The 23033-nt window shown below is 76.3% G+C and carries 23 protein-coding genes; 8 read left to right on the top strand and 15 right to left on the bottom strand.

The genetic code is table 11. The features are described from left to right. Positions 1–33 precede the first annotated feature (33 nt). Positions 34–3594, bottom strand: coding sequence for a proline dehydrogenase family protein (locus ASF82_RS13460; RefSeq protein WP_056057965.1), 3561 nt, complete (start codon positions 3592–3594; stop codon positions 34–36). Between the two features lie 59 nt (positions 3595–3653). On the opposite strand from ASF82_RS13460, the gene ASF82_RS13465 reads away from it, so the two are divergent. Continuing rightward, complete coding sequence (locus ASF82_RS13465; protein ID WP_056057968.1) at positions 3654–4151, top strand: MarR family winged helix-turn-helix transcriptional regulator; 498 nt, start codon at positions 3654–3656, stop codon at positions 4149–4151. 69 nt (positions 4152–4220) lie between these two features. Here the strand turns inward: ASF82_RS13465 and ASF82_RS13470 are convergent, their stop codons facing one another. After that, positions 4221–5189, bottom strand: a complete 969-nt coding sequence (locus tag ASF82_RS13470) for a DNA-3-methyladenine glycosylase (RefSeq protein WP_056057970.1) — start codon at positions 5187–5189, stop codon at positions 4221–4223. 72 nt (positions 5190–5261) lie between these two features. On the opposite strand from ASF82_RS13470, the gene ASF82_RS13475 reads away from it, so the two are divergent. Beyond that, complete coding sequence (locus ASF82_RS13475) at positions 5262–5972, top strand: GntR family transcriptional regulator (RefSeq protein ID WP_162240277.1); 711 nt, start codon at positions 5262–5264, stop codon at positions 5970–5972. Positions 5973–5995: 23 nt separating this feature from the next. Here the strand turns inward: ASF82_RS13475 and ASF82_RS15950 are convergent, their stop codons facing one another. Further along, positions 5996–6667: a GntR family transcriptional regulator gene (locus ASF82_RS15950; protein ID WP_056057977.1), complete on the bottom strand. Its 672-nt coding sequence runs from the start codon at positions 6665–6667 to the stop codon at positions 5996–5998. A gap of 159 nt (positions 6668–6826) precedes the next feature. Here ASF82_RS15950 and ASF82_RS13485 point away from each other — a divergent pair, with 159 nt between their 5' ends. Further along, positions 6827–7312: a pyridoxamine 5'-phosphate oxidase family protein gene (locus tag ASF82_RS13485; protein WP_056057979.1), complete on the top strand. Its 486-nt coding sequence runs from the start codon at positions 6827–6829 to the stop codon at positions 7310–7312. A gap of 33 nt (positions 7313–7345) precedes the next feature. On the opposite strand, the gene ASF82_RS13490 is transcribed toward ASF82_RS13485, so the two are convergent. Then, entirely contained in the window at positions 7346–8011 is a 666-nt protein-coding gene (locus ASF82_RS13490) for a hypothetical protein (protein WP_056057984.1), read from the bottom strand. A 128-nt stretch (positions 8012–8139) separates the two neighbouring features. Between ASF82_RS13490 and ASF82_RS13495 the strand changes: the two genes are divergently transcribed. The 5 genes from ASF82_RS13495 (at position 8140) to ASF82_RS13515 (ending at position 12733) form a co-directional block, all read left to right on the top strand. After that, positions 8140–9165 carry a 6-phosphofructokinase gene (locus ASF82_RS13495; protein ID WP_056057987.1) on the top strand — a complete coding sequence of 342 codons (1026 nt, stop codon included), beginning with the start codon at positions 8140–8142 and terminating at the stop codon, positions 9163–9165. 73 nt (positions 9166–9238) lie between these two features. Then, positions 9239–10210 (top strand): MDR family oxidoreductase, encoded by a 972-nt coding sequence (locus tag ASF82_RS13500; protein WP_056057989.1) that lies wholly within the window; start codon positions 9239–9241, stop codon positions 10208–10210. A 192-nt stretch (positions 10211–10402) separates the two neighbouring features. Next, positions 10403–11092, top strand: a complete 690-nt coding sequence (locus tag ASF82_RS15815) for a GntR family transcriptional regulator (protein ID WP_056057993.1) — start codon at positions 10403–10405, stop codon at positions 11090–11092. A 109-nt stretch (positions 11093–11201) separates the two neighbouring features. Next, positions 11202–11894 (top strand): GntR family transcriptional regulator, encoded by a 693-nt coding sequence (locus ASF82_RS13510; RefSeq protein ID WP_056057997.1) that lies wholly within the window; start codon positions 11202–11204, stop codon positions 11892–11894. Continuing rightward, the gene (locus ASF82_RS13515) at positions 11891–12733 is read left to right on the top strand and encodes an ABC transporter ATP-binding protein (RefSeq protein ID WP_056058000.1); all 843 of its coding nucleotides are present in this window, start codon (positions 11891–11893) and stop codon (positions 12731–12733) included. Before ASF82_RS13510 ends, ASF82_RS13515 begins: the two co-directional genes overlap by 4 nt. Before the next feature lie 79 nt (positions 12734–12812). On the opposite strand, the gene hemL is transcribed toward ASF82_RS13515, so the two are convergent. The 11 genes from hemL to hemE all read right to left on the bottom strand — a co-directional run bounded on the left by hemL (position 12813) and on the right by hemE (position 22904). Then, entirely contained in the window at positions 12813–14150 is a 1338-nt protein-coding gene (gene hemL, locus ASF82_RS13520; RefSeq protein ID WP_056058004.1) for a glutamate-1-semialdehyde 2,1-aminomutase, read from the bottom strand. After that, positions 14150–15139, bottom strand: a complete 990-nt coding sequence (gene hemB / locus ASF82_RS13525; protein WP_056058007.1) for a porphobilinogen synthase — start codon at positions 15137–15139, stop codon at positions 14150–14152. The genes hemL and hemB overlap by 1 nt, the downstream gene beginning before the upstream one ends. A 101-nt stretch (positions 15140–15240) precedes the next feature. Further along, the gene (locus tag ASF82_RS13530; protein WP_056058011.1) at positions 15241–16044 is read right to left on the bottom strand and encodes a uroporphyrinogen-III synthase; all 804 of its coding nucleotides are present in this window, start codon (positions 16042–16044) and stop codon (positions 15241–15243) included. After that, on the bottom strand, positions 16041–17024 hold the full coding sequence (gene hemC, locus ASF82_RS13535; protein WP_056058014.1) for a hydroxymethylbilane synthase: 984 nt from the start codon (positions 17022–17024) through the stop codon (positions 16041–16043). The genes ASF82_RS13530 and hemC overlap by 4 nt, the downstream gene beginning before the upstream one ends. Positions 17025–17028: 4 nt before the next feature. Next, a complete protein-coding gene (locus tag ASF82_RS13540) occupies positions 17029–18252 on the bottom strand; it encodes a ferrochelatase (RefSeq protein ID WP_082514643.1) in 1224 nt (407 codons plus the stop codon). After that, on the bottom strand, positions 18249–19055 hold the full coding sequence (gene hemQ, locus ASF82_RS13545) for a hydrogen peroxide-dependent heme synthase (protein WP_369814281.1): 807 nt from the start codon (positions 19053–19055) through the stop codon (positions 18249–18251). The genes ASF82_RS13540 and hemQ overlap by 4 nt, the downstream gene beginning before the upstream one ends. Positions 19056–19188: 133 nt before the next feature. Next, positions 19189–19452, bottom strand: a complete 264-nt coding sequence (locus tag ASF82_RS13550) for a DUF3618 domain-containing protein (RefSeq protein ID WP_056058017.1) — start codon at positions 19450–19452, stop codon at positions 19189–19191. Positions 19453–19577: 125 nt separating this feature from the next. Further along, a complete protein-coding gene (locus ASF82_RS15955; RefSeq protein WP_235491290.1) occupies positions 19578–20033 on the bottom strand; it encodes a phage holin family protein in 456 nt (151 codons plus the stop codon). Continuing rightward, positions 20030–20281: a hypothetical protein gene (locus ASF82_RS15960; protein ID WP_056058020.1), complete on the bottom strand. Its 252-nt coding sequence runs from the start codon at positions 20279–20281 to the stop codon at positions 20030–20032. The genes ASF82_RS15955 and ASF82_RS15960 overlap by 4 nt, the downstream gene beginning before the upstream one ends. Positions 20282–20439: 158 nt before the next feature. Then, positions 20440–21825 carry an NAD(P)/FAD-dependent oxidoreductase gene (locus ASF82_RS13565; RefSeq protein WP_304437983.1) on the bottom strand — a complete coding sequence of 462 codons (1386 nt, stop codon included), beginning with the start codon at positions 21823–21825 and terminating at the stop codon, positions 20440–20442. Positions 21826–21839: 14 nt separating this feature from the next. After that, positions 21840–22904: a uroporphyrinogen decarboxylase gene (gene hemE, locus ASF82_RS13570; RefSeq protein WP_082514646.1), complete on the bottom strand. Its 1065-nt coding sequence runs from the start codon at positions 22902–22904 to the stop codon at positions 21840–21842. Positions 22905–23033 lie beyond the last annotated feature (129 nt).

The raw sequence follows: 23033 nt of genomic DNA on the forward strand, positions 1-23033 counted from the left end.
AACGCGCGCCGCCCCGCGGTGCGGCCCCGCGCCCTACAGGCGCAGGTCGCGGAACGCCGGGTCGACGTGGCCGGCCCGGTGGGTGACCACCGCCACCGCCTGCTCGCGCACGAAGGGCAGCAGCTCGACCCGCCCCTCCTCCGTGACGTCGCCCGCGTGCACGACGACGTCGAGGCTGCCGCCGACGGCCACGGCGAGCGCCCGCGGGTCGCCGCCCACCAACCGGACGACCAGGTCGCGGTACCGAGCCACGGCCTTCGGGTCGGCGGCGGGCAGGTGCCCGTCTCCCCGGGCGTCCCGCGCGACGGCTCCCGCGGCCCCGGCGGCGGCCTCGTCGTCGGAGGCGCCCTCCGCCGCGTCGGGCTCGGCCGCCCGGGCCAGCAGCTCGAGGTCGTCGAGGGGGTCGGGCCGCCCGCCGCCGCGCTGCAGCAGGCCGGCGGCCGCCCGGGCACGGAACGCCTCGTCGCCCTCGACCACGATCTCGCCCACGCGGAGCGGCGCCCCGGGCGCCCGCACGAGCTGGACGAGCGCCGCCGGCAGGGGCACGGGCGAGCTCACGTCGACCGGGGCGCCGGCCCGCGCCGCCGCCACGAGGAGGCGCACCAGGTCGGCGAGGTCGCCGTCGGACGAGAGGCGGACGACGACCGGTCGCGCCCGGTGCCGCAGCAGGACCCTCTCGACGCCGGCTCCGACGGCCTCCCGGGGGGCGAAGACCGCCTGCCAGGCCTGCTCGTCGGAGACCGCGCCGGACCGGACGCGGTCGAACTGCTCGAACGACAGCCCGGAGCGGGCGGCCTCGATGACCGCCACCACCGCCTCCGACAGGCCGGTGAGGCGGAGCGACGCCTGCGGCTCGCGCGGCACGCTCCACCACCGCCCCTGGGCCACCACGGCGTCGGCACCGGTCGGCGAGACCATGCCCACCGACGAGCGGCCCCAGCCCGCCGCCGGCTGACGTCGGGCGGCGACGTCGGCGGTGCTGCCGTTCACGACGAGGGCACCGGCGTCGGTGCGGCGCACCCAGCGGGCCACCTCGTCGACGTCGCGCGAGGCGACGGCGGCCACGTGGCCGCCGCCGAGGGCGGCCTGGTGGGCGAGGGCCTCATCGAGCGTGGCGACCCGCACGACGCGCAGCAGCGGGCCGCGGACGGCCTCGTCGACCACGCCCGGCTCGCCGACGCCCTCGACGACCCCGAGCGACCAGAGCGCGCCCTCGTCGTCGAGCTGACGGGGCTCGACCAGCCAGCGGTCGCCCTCGCGCAGCGTCGTGAGCGCGGCCCGGAGGGCCGGCCCGGCGGGCTCGACGAGCGGGCCGAGGCGGGTGGAGAGGTCGTCGGCCCGCCCGACCTCGAGGCTCGAGACGGCGTCGACGAGCTGCCGGCGCAGGCGGGGGTCGTCACCGGCCGAGCCGACGAGCAGCACGTGGCTGGTCGCGACGCGCGAGCGGCCCGCACCGGCGACCGCGCCGCGCACGATCGCGTCGACGGCGAGGTCGACGTCGGCGCTCGGCGTCACGACGACGACCCCGGGGGCGTCGAGCCGGGCCGTGAGCGGCAGGTCGGGCCGCCACGACCGGAACAGGCGGGCCGTCTCGACCGAGCCCGAGAACACGACGCGGTCGACGGCGGGGTGCACGACGAGGTCGCGGCCGAGGTCGTCCTCGTCGAGCTCGGCGAGCGCCAGCAGCTCGGGCGGGACGCCGGCCGCCCAGAGCACCTCGCAGAGCACGGCGGAGGTGCGCCGCGTGCGGGGGTCGGGCTTCAGCACGACGCCGCTGCCGGCGGCGAGGGCCGCGGTCGCGCCCTCGGCGGGCGCCGCGAGGGCGGCGGCGGCGTCCGAGACCACGACCGTCAGCCGGGGAGGCGCCCAGCGCGCTCCCGTGACGCCCTCGAGGCCGCGCGCCAGGGCCGCGTGCCGCCGCGCCGCGTCGACCACCTCGCTGACCTGGTGGTCGGCCTCCCCGACCGTGGTGCCCGTCTCGCCGACCAGCACCTCGACCAGGGTCGTGCGGGCCGCGGCGAGCGCCGCGGCCGCCCTGTCGAGGAGCTGGGCCCGTGTGGCGGCCTCGGCGTGGCCCCACAGGACGCCGGCCTGGGCCGTGCGGGAGACGACCTCCTCGAGGGCGTCGCGGTCGAGCACGCGGGAGCGGCCGACGGTCTCCACGCCCGCGTGCGACGTCGCGGCGCGGGCCAGGACGCGACGGGCGGCCCGCCGACTGCGCTCGAGGGCCGGGTCGGTGTCGCCGACCCCGCCGTGACCGGGCGCAGCGGGCCGGGTGACGAGGTCGTCGCCCCGGGCCGCGAGCTCCGCCGCGGCGAGCCAGCGCTCGACCGCCGCGTCGAGGTCGTCGGCGGTGGCCTCCGCCGACTCGCTGAGCCGGTGGAGCAGCCACGGGACGGCCGCGTCGGGCTCGGCGTGCGGCGCGACCGGCACGTGCAGCACGAGCCCGCCGGCCTCGGCCAGCACGGCGTCGGCCTCGGCCGCTCCGAGCTCCGCCTCCAGGTCGAGCAGGTGCGTGACCTCCCGCGCCCGCGCGAGGGTCCAGGCGTGGGCGAGGTCGAGGCGGCCGCGGGCGGCGACCGCGACGTGGGCGACCTCGGCGTGGGCGGGGCGCAGCGCCCAGTCGAGCACCCGGTGGTGGGCGGCGTCGGCCTCGACCGGGGCCGGCGGCGTGGCGGCGGCCCAGCCGTGGCGGTCAGCCTCGGCGACCGCGGACGACGGGTCGCCGCCGGCGGAGAGCCGGACGCGGATCGGGGCGCCGCCGCGGGCGACGCGGCCGCGCGCCCAGTCGGTGAGCAGCTGGAGCGAGGGCAGCGAGTCGGGCAGGCCGGTGGGGAGCGCGACGCCGGCGACGAGGTCGCGCAGGTGAGGCTGGTCGAGGAGGCGCGTGAAGACGTCGATGGTGAGGTCGAGGTCGGCCGAGCTGGTCACCTCGAGGGTCACCAGCCGGGCGGGCTCGGCGGCCAGGGCCCGCTCGTAGAGCGGCGTGAGCCGCTCGACCGCGAGCGCGCTGGTCTCGTCGACGGCCCACGGGGAGGACGGCCCGACGACGGCGTCGACGGTCGTGCGGACGCCCGCGACGTCGTCGTGGCCGAGCACGGCGGTCAGCTCGGCGAGCCGCCGGTCGGCGCCGGCCCGGCCGAGCACCGCCGGACCCAGCACGCTGACGTCGAGGCGGACGCCCTCTCGGGCCCGCAGCGCGGCCAGGGCGGCGCCCCGCTTGTCGGGCGCGGCGTCGACCACGAGGTGCTGCAGCGTGCGACGGAGCGCCTTCCGCGCCACGCCGATGACCGACCGCGGAGCGAGCGGGCCGAACCCGCCCGCGGCAGAGACGGCGGCGCGGAGGTGCCAGGGCAGCGTCGACGGCATCGAGCGGCTGAGCGCGTCGAGCGTGCGGGCCGCGACGGCGGGGTCGGCGGCCCCCAGCACGCCGTCGACGACCGCGAGGCTGAAGGCGAGCCCGTCGGGGTCTCGGACGACCGCGGTGAGGCGCGCGGCGTCGCGGTCGGCGGGGGACGCGGCGGCGGCCGCGGCCCAGCGACGTGCCGTCTCGACGGTCTGCTGCGGGAGGTCGGCGGCGCGCAGATCGGACATGAGCAGAGGATATGCCGCGCCGCCGACCCTGCCCTGGCACGCGTCCCTATGCTGGGCCCATGCCCGACCCGCTCACCGACGACGACTGGGCCGTCTGGGACGAGTTCTACGCGATGCGGCGCCGCCTCGACCGGGCCCTCGAGCTCCGGCTGCACCACGACTCCGGCGTCTCCGCCCCCGAGTACGAGATCCTCGTCGGGCTCGGGCGCAGCTCCGACCGGCGGCTCCGCGTGCGCGACATCGCCGAGCAGATCGGCTGGGAGAAGAGCCGCGTCAGCCACCAGGTCACCCGCATGGAGAGGCGCGGCCTCGTGCGGCGCTCCGACTGCTCGTCGGACGCCCGCGGCACGTGGGTCGAGCTGACCGCGGACGGCCGCCGGGCCATGCTCGCGGCGACCCGCGGGCACACCGAGGCCATCCGCCGCTACTTCGTCGAGGCGCTCGACGCCGACGCCGGAGTCGTCCGCGGGTTCTCCCAGCGCGTCCTCGCCGCGATCGGCGACGACGCCTCCCCCGACGCCCCCGCACCGCGGGCCGCCGACGCTCGGCCCTGCTGAGGGCCTGCCCGGCCTCTCGCCCACCCGGCCTCTCGCCCACCGGGCCTCTCGCCCACCGGGCCCGTCCCCTCAGTGCGACCGGTGGTCCTGGATCGTCATCCGCGGCCCGAACTTCGGCTTCGAGAAGCCGCTGCCGGTGATCAGGCGGACCACCCGGCCCCGGTGCCCCCGCCACGGCTCGAGCAGCTCGAGCATGCCGTCGTCGTCGACGGGCCGGCCGACGAGGGCCCAGCCCACGAGGGCGGCCAGGTGGTAGTCGCCGACGCTGGGCGCGTCGGGGTCGCCGTGCGCGCGCTGCATCGTCTCGGCGGCCGTCCAGACGCCGACGCCCGGCACGGAGCGGAGCCGGCGTTCGACCTCGGCGCCGCCGCGCCCCAGGGCGACGGTGCGCTCGAGCGACGCGGCCACGGCGCAGACCCGCATCACGGTGTCGGAGCGCTGCGGGCCGACGCCGGCCCGGTGCCACTCCCAGCTGGGCACCCGGCGCCAGGTGGCCGCGTCGGGCGGGACGGTGAGGCCCTCGGGCGCCGGCCCGGGCGCGGGGTCGCCGTGGCGGCGCACCAGCTCGCGCCAGGCCCGCCAGGCCTCGCGGCTCGTCACCTTCTGCTCGAGCACCGCGGGCACGAGCGACTCGACGACCAGGCCCGTGCGCGAGAGCCGCAGACCCGGGGCCCGGTGCCGCGCGGCGGCGAGGAAGTCGACCCCCGAGACGTCGAGCCCCGACCAGTCGTCGCCCTCGCCGAGCATCTCGGGCACGGAGGCCAGCAGCCACTCGGCGCCGGGGCCCCAGGTCGCCGCGTGGACGCCGTCACGCCCGGAGGTCAGGCACAGGGTGGCCGCGCCCGCCGGGGTGCGGACGGCGCGCCACAGCTGGCCGCCGACCGCCCGCCACGCGGGGTCGCCCGCGCCGCGGGCGAGCGGCCGGAGGGTGGCCCGGACGTCGACGGGGGCCGCGGGCGACCAGGTGCTCTCGAGCGGCGCGGCGTCGTCGCCCGGCACGGCGCCCGCGGAGGCGTCGAGGGCCGGTGAGAGCGTCATGCGGCGATGGTAGGCGACGGCGCCGACATCTCACCCGCGACACGGCCGACCATGAGACGTATGATGTTCCACGTGTCCGACGACGGAGGAGCCATGCCTGTACCTGAGCGACCCACGCGCGGCCCGCGCCGACTCCTCCGCGACCTGACCTTCGAGTCGGTCCTCGGCGCGATCGTCGACGGCACGCTGCGGCCGGGCGAGCGCCTCTTCGAGGACGACATCGCGACCTGGCTGGGCGTCTCGAAGACCCCGGTGAAGGAGGCGCTGGCCCGGTTGGCGAACCAGGGCCTGGTCGAGATCGAGGCGAACCGCTTCACGCGCGTCGCGCCGGCCACGGCCGCCGACCTCCTCGACTCACTCGAGCTGCTCGGGCTCCTGCACGGCGTCGCCGTGAGGTCCGCGGGCGACGCCGACCCGGTCGAGGTGTCGCGTCTCGCGGCCACGGTCGTCCGGGTGCTCGACCGGCCCGGGGCCACCTGCTCCGACCTGCTGGCCGCGACGGGCGCCTTCCTGCCGGTCTCGGGCAACCCCCTCGCGCGGCAGGCCTCCGAGCCGCTGCAGAACCGCACGGCCTTCCTCTCGCGGCACCTCGCGCTGCCCCTCGACTCCCCCTCGCTCGCCGCCCCCGTGGCCGAGCTGCGCCGGGCCCTCGACCACCGGGAGTGGTGCGACGCGGGCGACGCGGTCGTGACGCTGCTCGGCCGGCGCACGCTCGAGCCGCTGCTCGGCAGCGTGCCCGCCCCCGAGCTCGTCGCGACGGGTCGCCACCGCACCTCCCGGTGACCCGGGCGCGGGCGGCCGGCCCGTCAGACCGCGACGCCCGCGACCACGCGGTCGTCGAGCCGCACCAGGGCCGCGCCCCAGGCGCCGGGCTCCCCCGCCGCGGCGGCGTGACGGGCGGCCGCGAGGCCCTGCACGAGCAGGCCCGCGTCGGCCTCGCCCCCGACCCCCGAGGCGTGGTGGTGCAGCAGGAGGCCGAGGTGCTCGAGCACCGCGCCGAGCGACCGGTTCGCCGAGAACGCGGCGAGCGCGGCGCCCACCTCGCACAGGGTGGTCGTGACCGCGGCCGCCGCCTCGGGGGCGCCGGCGCGCACCTCCCCGCACCGCGCCTCCCCCGCCTCGAGGGCTCGCACGAGGCCGGCCCGGCCCGCGGGCTCGGCCGCGGCGACGTCGGCGTCGGCGAGGGCCCAGAGGGCCCAGGTGGTGCGCACGAGGTCGGTCAGCAGCTCGGGGCGGGCCGGCGCGATGCGCGTGACCCGGGTCGAGGTCGTCTCGACCAGCCCCAGGTCGCCCAGCCGCGCGAGCGCCATGCGGATCGGGGTGCGCGAGACGCAGAGCCAGGCCGAGAGGTCGTGGTCGCGGATGCGCTCCGCCGGCTCGAACGTGCCGTCGAGGATGGCCTCGAGCAGCCGGTCGTACACCTCGTCTCGGTGCAGGCGGCGGGGGATGCGCATGGTCGTCGTGGTGGGGACCGGCACGGGGACCTCCTCGATGTACAGAACTGGAGTTCCACGGTAGGGCATGTATGCCCTTCGGCGCGAGGGGGAGGACCGAGCCGACCGGATCGGAGCCGCTCCGGGGTACGACGCGGCGGTCCCTGGGAGGGGCGGTGCGCCTCCCCGGGTACCTTCGGCGCCATGACCGAGACCAACGACATCCGCCGCGTCGCCGAGGTGCTCGACGCCGCTCGCATCGGGATCCTCACCACCCAGAGCGCGCGCCAGCGCCTCGTCAGCCGCCCGCTCGCCGTCGTCGACCGCGAGTTCGACGGCAAGGTGTACTTCTTCACCCCCGACCCCTCGCCCAAGGTCGACGACATCAAGGCGCACCCCCACGTCAACGTCGCCGTCGAGACGGGCAAGGGCTGGCTCTCGCTCGCCGGCGAGGCCTCGATCGTCAAGGACCGCGCCCTGATCGACGAGTTCTGGAGCGCGGGCACCGAGGCCTGGTTCGACCAGGGCAAGGACGACCCGACCGTCGCCCTCATCGAGGTCGACGTCGAGACGGCGGAGTACTGGGTCAGCAACGAGCCGAAGGCCGTGACCTTCCTCAAGTACGCGAAGGCCGCCGTGACCGGCGGGCACCCGCAGAACATCGCCGACACGGGCACCGTCGCCCTGTAGGAGGCGCGGTGAGGGCCGACAGCGCCGGCCCGGTCAGTCGCAGGTGACGCCGCGGCCCTGGTCGTCGAGGTACTCGCCCGGGCCGAGCTGGGCGCACGTCGACGACAGCCGGGCCGCGTAGTCGAGGGCCGAGACGCCCGCCACGAGGCCGACGACGATCATGACGCTCGAGACGACGAGGCCGACGCGGGCCAGGGCGGCCGACGCCCCCGCCGCCGCGGCCCGCCGGGCGGCCACGAGGCCGAAGACGAGGCCGAGCGGGGCCGCGAAGACCCCGAAGACGACCGAGGCGACGGCGAGGCCGCGACCCTCGTCGGCGCCGTCGCGCGGCCGCGGCGGCGGGGGCCACTCGTCGTCGCCGACGGCGAAGTACGAGCCGACCCCGGGGGCGGCGGGGGCCGGCCAGGTCAGGGCGTCCTGCGCCGACGAGGCCTGCGGCGCGGCGGCCTGCGGGGGCGCGGCCTGCGGGGCCCACTGCGCCGCCGGGGTCGTCACGGCGGGCTGCGGGAACGGCTGCGCGTACTGCTGCTGTTGCGGGAACGGCTGACCGGCCCAGGCCTGGTCGGCCCCGCCCGGCCAGGGCGCCCCCTGCCGCGCGGGCGGGGGCTGCACCTCGGCGCGCGGCCGCTGCTCACCGGGCGCCGGGCGGGCGAAGCGGGCCCAGGGCGACGGGGGCCGCGGGGCGGGCTGGTCGGTCATGCGCACGAGGCTAGCAACCGCGGCCGACGGCGACCCCGGCCGTCGGGGCTGCCGTCCAGCCGCGGGTGCGCCATGATGGGACCGATCTCGGCCGGCCCGACGGGCCCGACATGCGACGGAGCAGCGCGATGCGAATCGGTATCCTCACCAGCGGCGGCGACTGCCCCGGCCTGAACGCGGTCATCCGCGGGGCCGTGCTCAAGGGCACGACGATCCACGGGCAGGAGTTCGTCGGCTTCCGCGACGGCTGGCGCGGCGTCGTCGACGGCGACGTCATGCCGCTCACGCGGAAGGAGATCCAGGGCATCGCCAAGCAGGGCGGCACCATCCTGGGCACGAGCCGCACCAACCCGTTCGAGGGCGACGGCGGCGTCGCGCGCATCAGCGAGGTGATGGACCGCTTCGGCATCGACGCCATCATGGCGATCGGCGGCGAGGGCACCCTGGCGGCGGCGAAGCGCCTCACCGACGAGGGCCTGAAGATCGTCGGCGTGCCGAAGACCGTCGACAACGACCTCGGCGCCACCGACTACACCTTCGGCTTCGACACGGCCGTGCAGGTCGCCACCGACGCCATGGACCGCCTGCGCACCACGGGCGACTCGCACAGCCGCTGCATGGTGGCCGAGGTGATGGGCCGCCACGTCGGCTGGATCGCGCTGCACTCGGGCATGGCCGCCGGCGCGCACGCCATCCTCATCCCCGAGCAGGCGACGAGCATGGACCAGATCGTCGCGTGGGTGAAGGCCGCCTACGACCGCGGCCGCGCGCCGCTCGTCGTGGTCGCCGAGGGCTTCGTGCCCGACCACGAGAGCGACGCGCACTCCGAGCGGGGCCTCGACGCCTTCGGGCGCCCGCGCCTCGGCGGCATCGGCGAGCGCCTCGCGCCGGTGATCGAGGAGCGCACCGGGATCGAGACGCGGGCGACGACGCTCGGCCACATCCAGCGCGGCGGCACCCCCACCTCCTACGACCGCGTGCTGGCGACCCGCCTCGGCATGGCCGCGAGCGACAGCGTGGTCGAGGGCCGCTGGGGCCGCATGGTGGCGCTGCGCGGCACCGACATCGTGCACGTCTCGTTCGAGGAGGCCCTCGACAGCCTCAAGACGGTCCCGCAGCACCGCTACGACGAGGCCGCCATCCTCTTCGGCTGAGCGACCGCCGAGGAGGCGCCCCGTCGCCGGGCGGGGAGGGCCGCGCCCCAGCCCGCGCGCGTAGCGTGTCGCCATGCGCGCCGTCGTCGTCGAGAGTGACCGCCCCGCCTCCGTGCGGGAGATCGAGCAGGAGTTCCTGGGCACGGGCGACGTCGTCGTCGACGTGGCCTGGTCGAGCCTGAACTACAAGGACGGCATGGCCCTGGCGGGCGACCCCGGCGTGGCCCGCACCCTGCCGCTCGTGCCGGGCATCGACCTCGTGGGCACCGTCGCGACCAGCGCCTCCCCCGCCGTGTCGCCGGGCGACCTGGTCGTGCTGAACGGCGCGGGCATCGGTGAGAGCCGGCACGGCGGCTTCGCCGAGCGGGCCGTGGTCGACGCGGGCTCGCTCGTGCTCGTGCCCGAGGGCGTCTCCGCCCGGCAGGCGGCCGCCGTCGGCACCGCGGGCTTCACCGCGATGCTCAGCGTGCTGCGGCTCGAGCGCGACGTCCGCCCCGGCGACGGCGAGGTCGTCGTGACCGGGGCCGCGGGAGGCGTGGGCTCGGTGGCGATCGCGCTGCTGAGCCGTCTCGGGTACTCGGTCACCGCCTCCTCGGGTCGCGTCGACGAGCTGGGCGGGTACCTGCGCGGCCTCGGCGCCACGACGGTCGTCGACCGCTCCGAGCTCGCCGAGGCCGGTCGGCCCGTGCAGCGGGCCCGCTGGGCCGGTGGGATCGACTCGGTGGGCAGCACGACGCTCGCCTCCGTGCTCGCGCAGACGCGGTGGGGCGGCACCGTGACCGCCTGCGGGCTCGCGCAGGGCGCCGACCTGCCGACCTCGGTGCTGCCGTTCATCCTCCGTGCCGTGTCGCTCGCCGGCGTCAACTCGGTCGACGCCCCGGTCGAGCTGCGCCGCGAGGCGTGGGCGAGGCTCGCGACCGACCTCGACCTCGACCTGCTCGACTCGATGACGACGGAGGTGGGCCTCTCGGACGTCGTGGAGCTCGGGCCCCGCATCGTGGCCGGGTCGGTGCGCGGCCGGACCGTCGTCGACGTGCGCCGCTGAGCGCTCGTCACGAAGTCACGGCGTGGGCTCGCCACGGCGGCCCCGACCGTACTAAGGTCGTGTGAAGTACCGGATACCCGATACGTCCTCGTACATGGTGGTGCGACATGCGCCTCGACCGGTGACCAGGGCCCCGCCCTGGGCCGTGAGCCCGTCGCACCCCCACTCCCGCCCCCGAACAGGAGCACCCGGATGCCGATCCCCACCCTGACCGACCAGCCGCCCGCCCCCCGCCGCCTGCTGCGCGACGTCGTCTACGACAAGATGTTCGACGCGATCATCGACGGCACCCTCGAGTTCGGCGAGCGCCTCAACGACGACCAGCTGGTCGCCTGGCTCGGCGTCTCGCGCACCCCCGTCCGCGAGGCCATCGCCAAGCTCGCCGACCAGGCCCTCGTCGACATCGAGGCGAACCGGTACACGCGCATCGTCGCGCCGACCTTCGCCGAGTTCACCGACACCGTCGAGACCGGCTACCAGGTCTGGGCCCTCGTCGTCGAGCGCGGCGTGCCCGCCCTCACCAAGGAGCAGCGCAAGGAGGTGACGGCGATCCTCGACCGCCGCCTCACCGCGTTCTCGAAGCGCAAGCCCGAAGACGTCGCCGATCTCGTCCGCATGAACGAGCTCCTGCTCGACGCCTCCGGCAGCTCGTCGCTCCGTCGCCTCTGGGCGGCCACCGGGCCGCGCCTCCTGCTCGTCCTCCGACGCCCCGCGACCGACGGGATGTACCCGTGGGAGCAGGCCGTCGAGCTGACCCGCGGCCTGCGCGACGCGGTCGCGGACGGCGACGGCGAGGCCGCGGCCCGCCTCGTCCGCGAGCAGCCGGCCTCGTTCGGCGCGTACTTCGACGAGGTCTCCGGCAGCGGCATCTACGCTGCGTGACCTCCCGGGCGGCCCTGCGACGAGCAGGGCCGCCCGACCGGCGCCGACCCGCGCCTCCCCCGCACCACCAGCACCCCGCACCACCAGCACCCTGCAGGAGCGAGACACCGTGCCCATCCCCGTGCCCGACGCCGTCCCCACGCCCCGACGCCTGCTGCGCGACGTCGTCTTCGACCGCCTCGTCACCGCGATCGGCGACGGCACGCTCGAGTTCGGCGAGCGGCTCAACGACGACCAGCTCGTCACGTGGCTCGGCGTCAGCCGCACCCCCGTGCGCGAGGCGATCGCGAAGCTCGAGGAGCTCGGCCTGGTCGAGATCGAGGCCAACCGGTACACCCGCGTGGTGACGCCGACGGCAGAGCTCTTCGAGGACTGCTCGACCACCATCCTCGGCCTCTGGTCGCTCGCGGCGACCCGGGGCGTGGCGACGATGAGCGACGCCGACGTCGCCGAGATCACGCGCCTCGCCGAGCTGCGCCTGAGCGACGGCGTCGTCGAGACGCCCGAGTCGATCGACGCCATGTTCGCGCTCTTCGACGTGCTCATGCGCGCGGCCGGGAGCCCGACGCTGCTCGCCTGCGCCGAGCCCGTCTCACGCCTCACCACGGTGATGTTCCGCCGCCTCGCCGAGAACTCGGCATACCCCTGGCAGCTCGGTGCCTCGACGACGACCTCCGTGGCCGAGGGCGTCGCCCGGCGCGACGCCGAGGGGGTCGCCGACCTGCTGCAGCGGCAGTCGGCCGCCCTGGCCCCGTTCTTCGCGGCCGTCCGGGAGACCGGCTTCTACGCCGCGCAGGCGTGACCGAAGGCCTCGCCGACGCACCCCCCGAGCCGGTCGGCGGGGCCCCGCTCGTCCTCGCCGTCGAGCACGTGCGCGTCACCCGACAGGGCCGCGACCTGCTCGACGACGTCTCGCTGCACGTGCGCGCGGGCGAGCACTGGGCGCTGATCGGCCCTAACGGCGCCGGCAAGACGACCCTGCTCACGCTCGCCGGGGCCCTCGGGCACCCCACGAGCGGCACCGTCGACGTGCTCGGCCACCGGCTCGGCCGCGTCGACCTCCGCGAGCTCCGGCAGCACGTCGGCCACGTCGACCCCCGGCACCGCATGCTCGGCGACGCGACCGTGCGCGAGGTCGTGCTCACCGGGCTGACGGGCAGCACCGACCCCGTGGCGCGGTGGCGGCCCACCCCGGAGCAGGAGGCGCGCGCCGACCTGCTCACCGCCTCCGTCGGGCTGGAGTCGCGGCGTGAGGGGCTCTGGAGCGTCCTCTCGCAGGGTGAACGCGGCCGGGCCCTGATCGCCCGTGCGCTGCTCGTCGAGCCCGCCCTGCTCCTCCTCGACGAACCGGCCACGGGCCTCGACGTCGCCGCGCGCGAGCACCTGCTCGACACCGTCGACGCCCTGCGGCTCGCGCACCCGGAGGTCGCGTCGGTCACCGTGACCCACCATCTCGAGGACCTGCCGGCGAGCACCACCCACGCACTGCTGCTGCGCGACGGCCGGGTGGCGGCGTCGGGCCCGGCCGACGAGGTGCTCACCTCGGAGCTCGTCTCGGCGGCCTTCGACCACCCGCTGGCGATCGACCGCGTCGACGGGCGCTGGCGGGCGCGCTCCCGGCCGCGGACGACGCCGAGGTGACCCGATCGGGGCCCTCGACCGTGGTCGGGGCCCCGATCGAGTCACCTCGACGTGCGGCGGGCGCCGCGCCGGCCGCGCGCTACGCGGTGGCGGCGGCGGCCGCCCGCGCGGCGGCGGGCAGCGCGTCGACGATGCGCGACACGGCCGCCTCGTCGTGCGCGGCCGTCACGAACCACGCCTCGTAGACCGACGGCGGCAGCGAGACCCCGGCGTCGAGCATCGCGTGGAAGAACGGCGGGTAGCGCCAGGTGTCCTGCGCGCGCATGTCGTCGTAGTCGACCGGCGTCGTGTCGGTGAAGGCGAACGAGAAGAGCGACCCGGCGCGCTGCACCGTGTGCGCCACGCCCTCCGCCGACAGGGCCGACGAGACCTCGGCCGACAGCTGGTCCGCGAGCGAGTCGAGCTTCGCGTAGACCTCGGGGGTCGCGAGCCGCAGCGTCGCGATGCCGGCGGCCACGGCGACGGGGTTCCCGCTCAGCGTGCCCGCCTGGTAGACCGGCCCCAGCGGGGCGAGGAAGTCCATCACCTCGGCGCGGCCGCCGAGCGCGGCGAGCGGCAGGCCGCCGCCGATGACCTTGCCGAAGGTGACGAGGTCGGGCTCCCAGCCCGCGCCGTCGGGCACGACCTGGGCGGCCTCGAGGCCCCACCAGCCGGCGGGCCCGACCCGGAACCCCGTGAGCACCTCGTCGACGATCAGCAGCGCGCCGTGGCGCTTCGTGATCTCCGACAGGCCGCGGTTGAAGCCGCGCACCGGGGGCAGCACGCCCATGTTCGCCGAGGCCGCCTCGACGATGACGGCCGCGATGCGCGGCCCGTGCTCGTCGAACACGGCGCGCACGGCGTCGAGGTCGTTGTACGGCACGACGAGGGTCTGGGCGGCCGTCTCGGCGGTGATGCCCGCCGAGCCCGGCAGCGACAGGGTCGCGACGCCCGAGCCGGCCTCGGCCAGCAGCGAGTCGGAGTGCCCGTGGTAGTGCCCGGCGAACTTCACGAGCAGGTCGCGCCCGGTGTAGCCGCGGGCCAGGCGGATCGCCGTCATGGTCGCCTCGGTGCCGGTCGACACCATGCGGATCTTGCCGATCGGGTGCGCGTCGCCGACGGCCACGCGCTCGCGCACGAGCTCGGCCAGCTCGGTCTCGCCCGGGGTCGACGCCCCGAACGACAGGCCGCGCGCCGCCGCCTCCTGCACGGCCCGGACGACCTCGGGGTGGGCGTGGCCGAGGATGGCCGGGCCCCACGAGGCGACGAGGTCGACGTACTCGCGCCCCTCGGCGTCGATCACGTGGGGGCCGCGGGCTCCGACGAGGAAGCGGGGCGTGCCTCCCACGCTGCCGTAGGCGCGCACCGGCGAGTTGACCCCGCCCGGGATGGACTGCTTGGCGCGGGTGAAGTAGTGGTCGTTGCTGTGGTCGCTCATCAGAGGTGCCCCTTCCGGAGGCGCGTGGCCAGGTCGGTCGCCCAGTACGTCAGGATCGTGTCGGCTCCCGCGCGCTTGATCGACAGGACGCTCTCGTACGAGGCGGCGTCGGCGTCGATCCAGCCGTTCGCGGCGGCGGCCTGGATCATCGCGTACTCGCCGCTGATCTGGTACGCCCAGACCGGCACGGGGCTCATCGCCGCGGTCTCGGCGAGCACGTCGAGGTAGCTCATCGCGGGCTTGACCATCACGATGTCGGCCCCCTCGGCGAGGTCGAGCTCGACCTCGCGGATGCCCTCGCGGCCGTTCGCCGCGTCCTGCTGGTAGGTGCGGCGGTCGCCGACGAGGGTCGACTGCACGGCCTCGCGGAACGGGCCGTAGAACGCCGAGGCGTACTTCGCGGCGTAGGCGAGCAGCGCGGTGCCGCCGTGGCCGGCGTCGTCGAGGGCCTCGCGGGCCGAGCCGATCTGGCCGTCCATCATGCCGCTCAGGCCGATCAGCTCGCTGCCGGCCTCGGCCTGCACGACCGCCATCTCGTCGTAGCGCGCGAGCGTGGCGTCGTTGTCGACCGAGCCGTCGTCGGCGAGCACGCCGCAGTGGCCGTGGTCGGTGAACTCGTCGAGGCAGAGGTCGGTCTGCACGACGAGGGCTCCGCCCGCGGCGTCGGCGGCGACGCGGGTCGCGACGTTGAGGATGCCCTGCGGGTCGGTGGCGCCCGAGCCGACGGCGTCCTTCTCGAGCGGCACGCCGAAGAGCATGACGCCGCCGACGCCGGCCTCGGCGGCCTCCTCGACGGCACGCGGGAGGCTCGCGAGGCTGTGGTGCACGACGCCCGGCATCGAGCTGATCGGCTGGGGCTCGTCGATGCCCTCGCGCACGAACATCGGCAGCACGAGGTCGGCGGGGTGCAGCCGGGTCTCGGCGACCAGGCGGCGCATGGCGGGGGTCGCGCGGAGGCGACGGGGACGGACTCGGGGGAACTGCGACATGGTCCTTCTCGGGTGATCAGGTGCGGGGGCCGGTGCCGCGCTCGTGGCGCGGACGGACGGAGGGGCGGGAGGCGCGGGGCACGTCGTGCGCGCCCCGCGCCTCAGAGCGCCTCGTCGAGGCGAGGGGCCTCGGGCGGGGCGTCGGCCGCGAGCGCGCTCGCGTGGTCGACGACGGCCTCGACGAGCGAGGCGGCGGAGCGGGTCTCGGCGATCAGGTGCACGGGCAGCCCCGCGGCACGGGCGTCGAAGGCGGTGCGGGGGCCGATGCACGCGACGAGCGTCGACTCGGGCAGGGGCGCGAGCTGGGCCGCGATCTGCCGGGCGACGCTGCCGGAGGTGACGAGCACCACCGAGATCGAGCCGGAGGCGACGTCGGCGGCGACCTCGTCGCTCACCGGCACGCCCACGGTGCGGTAGGCCGCGACGAACTCCGCGTCGAAGCCTCGGGCCGAGAGGCCGGCGACGAGGGTCGGCTCGGCGATGTCGGACTGCGGCACGAGCACGCGGCCCGTGACGTCGGAACCCGGCCACTCCTTGACGAGGCCGCGGGCGCTGTTGTCGCCCTCGGGCACGAAGTCGACGCGGTACCCCGACAGGGTCAGGGCCGCCGCGGTCGTCTCGCCGACGGCGGCGATGCGCGTCTCGGCCGGCGGGCGGATGCCGTGGCCGACCAGCACGTCGACGGTGGTGGCGCTCGTGACGACGAGCCACTCGTAGACGCCGGCCTGCAGCCGGGCGAGGGCCGCCGCGAGCAGCTCGGGCGTCTCGGCCGGGGCGAAGTTGATCAGCGGTGCGATGACGGGCGAGGCGCCGAACGAGCGCAGCGATGCCGAGACGCCGTCGCCCCACTTGCCGCCGCGGGGCACGAGCACCCGGGCGCCCTTCAGCGGCTTGCCGGCGGTCACGAGGCGCTCCCGACCGGGTCGCCGCCGCCGGGGCCCTCGCCGAGCGGGGCGAGGTCGGCGGCGCCGAGCTCGAGCAGCTCGGTGACGACGCGGCCGGCGACCTCGTGCACGTCGACGAGCTGGTCGGCGAGCGAGCCGCCCTCCAGCGAGACCGCGTGCGAGGCGCTGACGTGGGCACCGCCGTCGGGCCGGTAGACCGTGGCGCTGAGCAGCAGCAGGCCGGCGTCGACGACCGCGGTGGCGCCGATCGGCGCCGAGCAGCCGGCCTCGAGCGCGGCGAGAACCTGGCGCTCGGCGGTGACGACGAGACGCGTCTCGCGGTGGTCGACGGCCCGGAGCGCGCGGGCGAGGTCCGGGTCGGGGTCGCCCTCGCGCACCTCGACGGCGAGCGCGCCCTGGCCGGGGGCGCTCGGCCACGGGCCGAGGCCGAGGAAGTCGGTGACCTGGTCGAGGCGGCCGAGACGGCCGAGGCCGGCCGCGGAGAGCACGACGGCGTCGAGGTCGTCGGTCACCCGGCGGAGGCGCGTGTCGACGTTGCCGCGGATGGGCACGACCTCGAGGTCGGGCCGGGCCGACAGCAGCTGTGCGACCCGGCGGGGCGAGCCGGTGCCGACCCGGGCGCCCTGCGGCAGGGTCTCGAGGGTCAGGCCGTCGCGGGCGCAGAGCGCGTCGCGGGCGTCGGCCCGGCCCGGGATCGCCCCGATCCCGAGGCCCGGGTGGGAGGCGGTGGGCAGGTCCTTGAGGGAGTGCACCAGCACGTCGCACTCGTCGGCGAGCAGCGCCGCGCGCAGGGCGCTGGCGAAGACGCCCGTGCCGCCGAGCGACAGCGACTCGCCGGTCGCCTGGGTGCGGTCGCCCTCGGTGTGGACGCGCACGAGCTCGACGTCGTGGCCGGTGGCCTCCGCGAGCCGCTCGGCGATCGTGGTCGACTGCGCGACGGCGAGGGCGCTGGCCCGCGTTCCTACTCGGAGGGTGGTCACGTCGCTACGGCACCAATCCCGAGACGGCGGGCTTGAAGCCGAGGCGCACGTTCTCGCAGCAGCCCGGCCGGCAGACGTCGTACCAGGGGCCGATGTCGGTGAGGTGCGGGCGGTCCTCCGCCGGGACGCCCTCGACGCGCTCGAGCACGAGGTCGACGAGGCCGGTGACGTAGTTCGGGTCGATGCCGGGGGTGGGCGTGCGCGTGGCCCAGAAGCCGTTCTTCTCGCTCGTCTCCAGCGCCTCCTCGTCGAGGTCCCACATGACCTCCATGTGGTCGCTCACGAAGCCGAGGGGCACGATGACGACGGCCCGCGTCGGGCCGCCGGCGAGGTCGTCGATGGCGTCGTTGATGTCGGGCTCCAGCCACGGCATCGAGGGCGGGCCGCTGCGCGACTGGTAGACGAGCTGCCAGGGCACGGTCGTCCCTCCCTCGGCGGGGGCCTCGAGGCCCAGGCCCGCCTCGGCGGCGGCCATGACGACCTCCGCGACGGCCTTGTGCTGGGCGGCGTAGGCGCCCTCCTCGTCGAAGCCGCGCGCCTGGGGGCCGCTCTTCGCCGCGTCGGTCGACGGGATGGAGTGGGTGGCGAACAGCACCTGCACCTCGGTCGCGAGGTCGAGGCCCTCGTTCTCGGCCCGGGCCTTCTCGAGGCCCTCGCGGACGCCGTCGATGAAGGGCTGGACGAAGCCGGGGTGGTCGAAGAACTGGCGCACCTTGTCGATCATGACCTTGCCCTCGAGGCCGGTCGCCTCGAGCGCCATCGCGAAGTCCTCGCGGTACTGGCGGCACGAGCTGTACGACGAGTAGGCGCTGGTGGCGACGGCGATCAGCTTCGTGAAGCCGCGCTCGTCGGCCTCGCGCACGGCGTCGGCCATGTAGGGGTCCCAGTTGCGGTTGCCCCAGATCACGGGCAGGTCGACGCCACGGCGGGCCAGCTCGCCCTCCAGCGCGACCTTCAGCTCGCGGTTGTGCTGGTTGATCGGGCTCACGCCGCCGAAGTGGCGGTAGTGGGTCGCGACCTCCTCGAGGCGCTCCTCGGGGATGCCCCGGCCGCGCGTGACGTTGCGGAGGAAGGGGATGACGTCGTCCTGGCCCTCGGGCCCGCCGAAGCCGGCCAGCAGGATGGCGTCGTAGTCGGTGGGCTCGCTCACGTGCTCGGGGCCCTGGGCGGCCGCGGGGGTGGCGGCGCGCACGAGCTGGCCGTTGGTGATGCCGGTGGTGTCAGTCACGACAGGACCTCGATGATCTCGGTGGTGGTGAGGCGGCGGCCCGTGTAGAACGGCACCTCTTCGCGGACGTGGCGGCGGGCCTCCGTGTAGCGGAGGTCGCGCATGAGGTCGACGAGCTGCACGAGCTCGGGAGCCTCGAGCGCGAGGATCCACTCGTAGTCGCCGAGCGAGAAGCTCGCCACGGTGTTGGTGAGGACGGCGCGGTGGGCGGCGCCCTGCTTGCCGTGGTCGGCGAGCATCTGGCGACGCTCCTCCTCGGGCAGCAGGTACCACTCGTAGCTGCGCACGAACGGGTAGACGGTGAGCCAGGCCTCGGGCTCCGCGCCCCGCATGAAGGCCGGGCTGTGGCTGCGCGAGAACTCCGCCTGGCGGTGCATGCCCATGGCGTTCCAGGTCGGCAGCAGGCCACCCAGCACGTCGGTGCGGAGCAGGCGGCGGTACGCCGATTGGATCGCCTCGGGGACCTCGCCGTGCAGCCAGATCATCAGGTCGGCGTCGGCGCGCAGCGCGCTGACGTCGTAGAAGCCGCGCACGACGACGCCCTCGCCGGCGAGCTCGGCCACGAGCTCGTCGAGCTGCGGGACGTCGTCGAGGTCGGGGGCGTAGGGGTTCTGCGGGTCGCGACGCAGCACGGCCCAGAGCGTGTAGCCGAGGGTCTCGGCGGGCTGGTCGCCGGGGGTGCCCTCGGGCGACGGGGCCGGGCTGGAGTCGGCGGTGCGGGGGTGGGTCGGCTCACCCGTGAGGGCGGCGGGGGAATCAGACGTCGGCAGCTCGGGGACTGGCGCGTCGGCGCTGGGACTCATGCTCATCATTCTCCTCCCGCCACGGCTGGGAACCCAACCAGGTAGCAGCACGTCGAGGCATCTGCGGCGACGCCCCCGGCCCGGGGGCGGAGGGCGTCGCGGCCGGCGCTGCCGGCGGGGAGGGCGGAGGGGCTCAGCGGCGCTTCACCGCGGCGACGACGACGCCCGCGAGGGCCAGGGCGGCGGCGCCGGCCCCGGCGAGCCAGGGGGTGCGGTCGCGCTCGAACGACGCCTTGGCGCGGTGGCCGGCGGCGCCGAGCTGCTTCGGCACGTTGAGCTTGTCCTCCAGCTCGTTGAGCGTGGCGGCGAGCTCGGCGCGGGTGCGGTCGACGCGGGCCTGGATGTCGTCCGCGTCGGTGCGGTCGGCCTTGCTGCTGTCGTTCTTGCTGTCGCTCACGAGGACTCCGTTCGGTGCGGGCGGTGCGGGGATGCGGTGCTGGTGCTGGTGCTGCTCGGTGCGCGGTGCCGCACCGGTGCTGGTGCCGGTGCGGCGCTGTCGGTCCGGGCGGGGGCCCGGCCGGGTCAGCGGTCGGTGAGGTCGGCGCGCGGGATCGAGCCCACGCCCTTGATCGCCTTGAGGTCGCGCTTGAGGCTCGCGATCGTCTTCTCGGGCACCGCGGGCAGGCCCTTCTTGATGCTCCTGTAGCCGAGGAAGGCCAGCAGCGCGGCGACGAGCAGCAGCACGAACGCGACGATGAGCGCCGAGAGCCAGCCCGGCAGCCAGATGGCGATGAGCAGCACGATGCCGGTCAGGAGCACGCCGAGCATGGCGAACACGAACACGAGGGCGCCGACGAGGAAGCCGGCGCCGATGCCGAAGGCCTTGAGGGTGCCGATGACCTCGTACTTGAGCAGGGCGAGCTCGCCCTTGACGAGGTCGGTGACCAGCGTCGGGACGTCCTGCACGAGGGCGAAGAACGACCGCTTGGACGCCTTCCCCCCGTGCCGCACCCCGGCGCTCCGGGTGGAGTCGGTCACTTCTTCTTCTTCCCGCCGCCGAAGGCGCGCGTGACGAGGAACTTGACCCCCTCGACGACCGCGTCGACGGCGTCGGCGGCCTTCGCGCCCGCGAAGTCCTCCGCCTTGACGACCTGGCGCTGCACGGCGCGGCTGTGCCACACCTTCGACGTCTTGTCGGCGATCTGGTCGTAGCGGTCGTGCCCGGCGCGCGCGCCCAGCACGAACCCGAGTGCTGCTCCGGCGACGAAGATCAGTTTGCCTCGCATGTCGCTCCATTCGATGTCGTCCGCGCGCGGACGAGTGCCCGGCGCGTGGGTCCAATGTAGCCCGGGGCCGCACGGAGATGCCCGGACGGGCATGCCGACCCGCCGGGCGGGGACAGCGCGCCCGCGGTGGAGGGAGCGGCGGGCCGCGCTCCGGGCCGTCAGCCCTCGAGCAGCTCCGCGGCGGCGCGACGCGACCGGGCGATCACGGCGGCGAGCCCCCGGCCGGCCACGGCACCGCCGACGCGCACGACGCCGTCGAGGGGCGAGGGGGAGGCGGGGGGCGCCTCCTGGGGGAGGGGAGCGTCCCAGACGACCCGGGCGGTGCCCTCGACCGAGCGCTCGTCGAGGTCGACGCCGAGCAGGGCCGACGCGTCGGCCAGCGCGGTGCGGCGCAGCTCGTCGTCGGGGGTGCCCGCGTCGACGACGGGCGAGTCGTAGCTGAGCCGGAGGACGTGACGACCCGCCGCGGCCTCGGCGAGCCAGGGCCACTTGACCGTGCCGTGGGTGAGCGCCTTCGCGCGGACCCCGACGGCGCCCGGCGCGACGAGCACGCCGGTGCCCCGCGGACCGACGTCGAGCCGGTCGTCGCGCAGCACGATCGTGGCGAGGGTGATCAGGCCGGGCTCGGGGGCGCGGCGGCCGGCGAGCGCCCGCGCAGCGCCGTCGCCGACGGCGAGCAGCACGTGGGGGGCGTCGAGGCGCTCGCCCGTGGCCAGGGTCACCGAGCGGGAGTCGACCGCGGCGACGGGGGCGTCGACGCTGACGTCGACGCCGAGGCGGTCGAGGTCGGCGACGAGGGCGTCGACGAGGCGGGCCATGCCGCCGCGGAGGCCCGCCACGGCCGAGCCCGCCGGTGCGAGGGCACGGACGCTGCGCACGGCGGCGGCCAGCGAGCCCTCGTCGCGCAGCGCGCGCCGCAGGGCCGGCGCGACCCGGTCGACCGGCAGCGCGTCGGGGTGGACGGAGTGGACGCCGCCGACGATCGGCGCGACGAGCCGGTCGAGCACCGCGCTGCCCATCCGGGCGCGCACGAAGGGCCCGACCATCACCTCGTCGGCCCCGACCTCGCCGGGGGCGGAGTCGAGCCGGGCGGCCTCGGCCGCGGCCTCCTCGCCGATGACGGCCACGACGTCGGCCGCGCCGAGGTCGCCGGGCACGCCGAGCAGGCCGGTGCGGGGCAGCGGGAACGCCTCGCCCGCGCCGTGCTGCACCCACGCGCCGCGGGGGTCGGGCAGCACGACGTCGTCGCCGAGGCCCAGCTCGTCGAGGAACGCCGCGACCGTGCCGCCCTTGGTCGCGAAGCTCTCCGCGCCGGCGTCGAGGTCGATGCCCGCGACCGTGTGGCGCGCGACCTCGCCGCCGAGGCGGGGGCCGCCCTCGACCAGCACGACCCGCCGGCCCGCGCGCGCGAGGTCGCGGGCGGCGACCAGGCCGGCCACTCCCCCGCCGACCACGACGACGTCGCCCGCGGCCGGCGCCTCCGAGGAGGCGCGGGTCGCGGCCCCGGAGCCGCTGGCCCCGGGTGCGCTGGTCGCGTCGGTCACGGTCTCGCGCCTCCTCAGAGGGTGTGGGCCAGCTCGACGATGCGCGTCAGCACGTCGGGGTCGGTGTCGGGGTTCACCCCGTGGCCGAGGTTGAGCACGTGGGCGGGGGCGGCGCGGCCGCGGCGGACGACGTCGCGGACGTGCGCCTCGAGCACCGGCCAGGGCGCCTGGAGCATCGCGGGGTCGATGTTGCCCTGCACGGGCACGTCGCCGCCGAGGCGCCGCGACGCCTCGTCGAGCGGGATCCGCCAGTCGACGCCGACGGCGCCCACGCCGATGCCGTGCATCGCGCTGAGCACCTCGCCGCTGCCGACGCCGAAGTGGATCGTCGGCACGTCGAGGTCGGCGACGTGCGAGAGCGCCCGGGCCGAGAAGGGGGCCACACGCTGCTCGTAGTCGGCGAGCGAGAGGCTGCCGACCCACGAGTCGAAGAGCTGAGCGGCGCTGGCGCCGGCGAGCACCTGGGCGCGCAGGAAGGCCCCCGTGACGTCCGCCGCCCAGGTGAGCAGCGCCTCCCACGTCTCCGGGTCGCTGTGCATGAGGGTGCGGGCCCGGATGTGGTCCTTCGACGGGCCGCCCTCGACGAGGTAGGCCGCGAGCGTGAACGGGGCGCCGGCGAAACCGATCAGAGGGGTGTCGCCCAGCTCGGCGACGGTGCGGGCGACGCCCTCGGCGATCGACGACAGGGCGTCGGGCTCGAGGGGGCGGAGGGCCGCGACGTCGGCGGGGGTGCGGATCGGCGACTCGAGCACCGGGCCGCGGCCGGGGACGATGTCGACCGCGACGCCCGCGAGCTTGATCGGCACGACGATGTCGCTGAAGAAGATGCCGGCGTCGACGCCGTGGCGGCGGACGGGCTGGAGCGTGATCTCGCTCGACAGCGCCGGGTCGAGACAGGCGTCGAGCATCTTCGTGCCGACGCGCAGCTCGCGGTACTCGGGCAGCGACCGGCCGGCCTGGCGCATGAACCAGACGGGGAGGCGGTCGGGGCGGTCGCCGCGGAGGGCGCGCACCAGCGGCGAGCCGCTCGTGAGGCCGGAGCTGAGGGGGTGCTGGTCGGGCAGGGTCACGTTCTCCATCCTCCCACCCGGGCGCTGGGCGGCCGGCGGGGGCCGCTCGACGTCGAGGCGCCCGGTGCGGCCGCGACGCGCGGTGCGGCCGCGACGCGCGGTGCGGCCGCGACGCGCGGCGCCCGCGGCGCCGACGAG

The sequence above is a fragment of the Frigoribacterium sp. Leaf164 genome, from assembly GCF_001423665.1.
GTDB lineage: Bacteria > Actinomycetota > Actinomycetes > Actinomycetales > Microbacteriaceae > Frigoribacterium > Frigoribacterium endophyticum.